This is a genomic window from Cupriavidus sp. MPR-AND1C (assembly GCF_058809705.1).
In genome coordinates, this window is the sequence record NZ_JBXASU010000184.1 from 1 (window position 1) to 2,799 (window position 2,799).

Annotated in this window: 3 protein-coding genes; 1 reads left to right on the top strand and 2 read right to left on the bottom strand. The window is 55.0% G+C overall.

Annotated features, from left to right (window positions below; genetic code table 11):
- On the top strand, nt 1-885 hold an 885-nt coding region (locus tag AC1RWI_RS37840; protein ID WP_492870867.1), incomplete at its 5' end, for a porin.
- 22 nt (nt 886-907) lie between these two features.
- Here the strand turns inward: AC1RWI_RS37840 and AC1RWI_RS37845 are convergent.
- Both AC1RWI_RS37845 and AC1RWI_RS37850 read right to left on the bottom strand, forming a co-directional pair.
- Nucleotides 908-1,315 carry a transposase gene (locus AC1RWI_RS37845; RefSeq protein WP_063778449.1) on the bottom strand — a complete coding sequence of 136 codons (408 nt, stop codon included), beginning with the start codon at nt 1,313-1,315 and terminating at the stop codon, nt 908-910.
- A 1,173-nt stretch (nt 1,316-2,488) separates the two neighbouring features.
- On the bottom strand, nt 2,489-2,734 hold the full coding sequence (locus AC1RWI_RS37850; RefSeq protein WP_492870868.1) for a hypothetical protein: 246 nt from the start codon (nt 2,732-2,734) through the stop codon (nt 2,489-2,491).
- Nucleotides 2,735-2,799: the final 65 nt, after the last annotated feature.

The following is a 2,799-nucleotide window of genomic DNA, read 5'->3' on the forward strand; positions in this document are numbered from 1 at the left end:
TTCCAGGGCGGGCTTCTGTTCGGACGTCAGGCATACATGGGATTGTCCAGTGACACGCTGGGCGCACTCACAGTTGGCGGTCAGTACGATTCCGTGGTGGACTTCCTTGCACAGAACTCTGCCGGTGGCACCTGGGGCGGATACATGTTCGCCCACCCGTACGACAACGACAACCTGATCAACACGTTCCGGACAAACAACACTGTCAAGTACGCCAGCCCGCCGCTAGGTGGCTTGAAGTTCGGGGCAATGTACGGTTTCAGTGACGATGTGAGGATCTCAAACAATCGGCTGGTTAGCGTTGGGGGCCAATACACGGTTGGCGGATTGTTGCTGTCCGCCGCCTACCTTCAAGCTGACAATCCTTCTGCCACGTCTTACGGCGCGATCAACAATGGCGGAGACCAGAACCTGCTCGGCAGCCGGCTGAGGATCTTTGGCGCCGGCGCGACGTACACCATCGGCAAGGCAGCCTTGGGACTCGCCTATTCCAATACTGACGTCAACGATCCTCAAAGCTCCGGCTATGTTGGTCCGATCGCTCCGGCGGTGGGCAAGCCGTCTTCGCTGCGTTTCCAGAATATCGAGGTCAATGCCAAATACCAGTTTGGCGCGTCGTATTGGCTGGGCGCGATGTACAGCTATACGCGCGCCGACTTCAACACAACCTCAGGAAAGCAGCATCCAACCTACCATTCGATCGGGCTGATGGCGGATTACCTCCTCTCCAAGCGGACCGATGTCTACCTGCAAGGGGTGTATCAGCATGTTGGTGGTGATGCGACCGGCTCCGTTCTCGATGTCGCCTACGTAGCCGGCGCCGCAAATGTCTCTTCCAATCGGAATCAGCTATTGTTCCGTGTTGGAGTTCGCCATTTCTTTTAAGAAGGTAGGGATGGTTAATCTTTCAACAAAAAGTGAATCTGTAGGCTGTCCCAAATCCATGAATGATTACATCGACATCAGCTTCAAGGGTTTTGGCGTCGCGGGCCTTGAAGACCCGCCACTCGTATTTCATCTTGTGCCAGAGCTTCTCAATGCGATTGAACTCCGGGCTGTACGGCGGCAGGAAGTACAACGTCAAGCCTTTCCTTTGTAGCAGCCGGAGATAAGGCCGTAGTGCGCGGGCCGTGTGGACCGAGGCATTGTCGAGAATGACGGTCAGCGGCTTGCCGACGTGTTCGACCAGCAGGCCGAGAAATGCAACGAACAGCACCGAAGTCATCGTCTCCCACAATTTCACTGCAAACAGCCCTCCCGAGGAGAGCAGTGCCCCGACCACGTTCAGACGCTTACCGCGCCGGGCTTCAATCATGTGTTTGACCCGACTGGGGTCCGGGCACTTCGATTGGGCTGCGCTTGCGTGAAGGCAGCTTCGTCTAGGTAGGCGAGTTCGATTTCGCCACGCTGGGCTTGCTCGACCAACTCCCCGAGGACGGCGCACCGCTACGCGGCGCGTCCGACAGCGCCGCCATGCCTTTTTCCAACCAACGATAGCGCCTCTCGTGCACCGCCTCCAACGTCAACTCCTGCTGCCTGGCTACCTCCTTGGCTGGCACGCCGAGGCTAAACATCAGAATCGTCCGGGACCTGTCTCTTGCTCTCCAATCACGGCGGCTTCTCGCCAGAGCCTCGAACTCGGCACGTTGTTCCTTCGTCAGTTCCGGCGGCGTCAATGCGGCTATCGTCTATGTTGCGCTTCATGTTCGGCCCGGCAGTATAGAGATGCTTCTCATGAAGCGCTTAGCTCTCTCAACCTACGCCCCGCTGGTCAGTTATCGGTTACTACTTTCTTGACCCGATGATAATGTCAACCAAACGCCTGAAATCCCTACTAATCACAAAATCATATATACAATTTTTATTTGTATTTATAAATAAAATAGTTGCAATAGATGAGGCAATGAGCGCGATTGCCAGAACAAATAGCCCGACCCCGGTCTCAGGAGGCTGCATAAAAAAGAATATTATTAACGTCGAAAAAAACAAAAATCCAGTTACCGACACGATCTTCGTTACGAATATAATTTTTTCTTTCTTATTCAATTTCGCTCACCTTTGTTTTAGAGAAAATAAATTACGTCGTTCTTGATCAATGAATCTATTAGTTTATGGATTTGAGTTGATCGCCTCGAACGATCCAGAGAATCACTGATTCAATCGGTGTGCGAGTCATCGATGCATTGGATGAGCGCGATGTCATAAGCGCGGCCATGATTCATGGTCCTGTGATGAAGCGATAGATCAGTCTTTAGGTAGTTTTGCATTAGCGTTTCCCCGTTGAAGACTGACCGACCTGCAGCCCTGACCGTTACGCGTAAGCGTCAGCTCGCGCCGCCGAATATATGCAACAACTTGCGCAGCCTAGCAACGGAGGGCGACGATTGAAATCGGACAAGTACGAATTTCAACTGGAGCCAGCGTTAAAATTGTTACCGTCGAGTTGGCAGCGGCACGCGAGCCAGCCATCGCCGATGGACGGCTGTGTTCACGATGGGAGACGCGCGGCGATCCACTGCGACACGAAGACCACCGCCCCGCCGAACAGTGCGAACCCGATGCAGTAGGCACTGAGCATGCGCCAACGGACAGGGGACCACCGGGCTAGAGCCGCCAGTACAAACACCAACCCCACCAGCAGCAGCAGCACGGCAGCCAGAAGGAACGCCACCGCGGCATAAACGACAATGGCGCCGATGGTCACCTGCTGCCGGGTTATCGGCTTGATCGGCATAGGGGGCGGCGGCTAGCCGCGCCCCTGCCACACCACCTGGCATGCGGGTCCGCACCAGGCGGTTC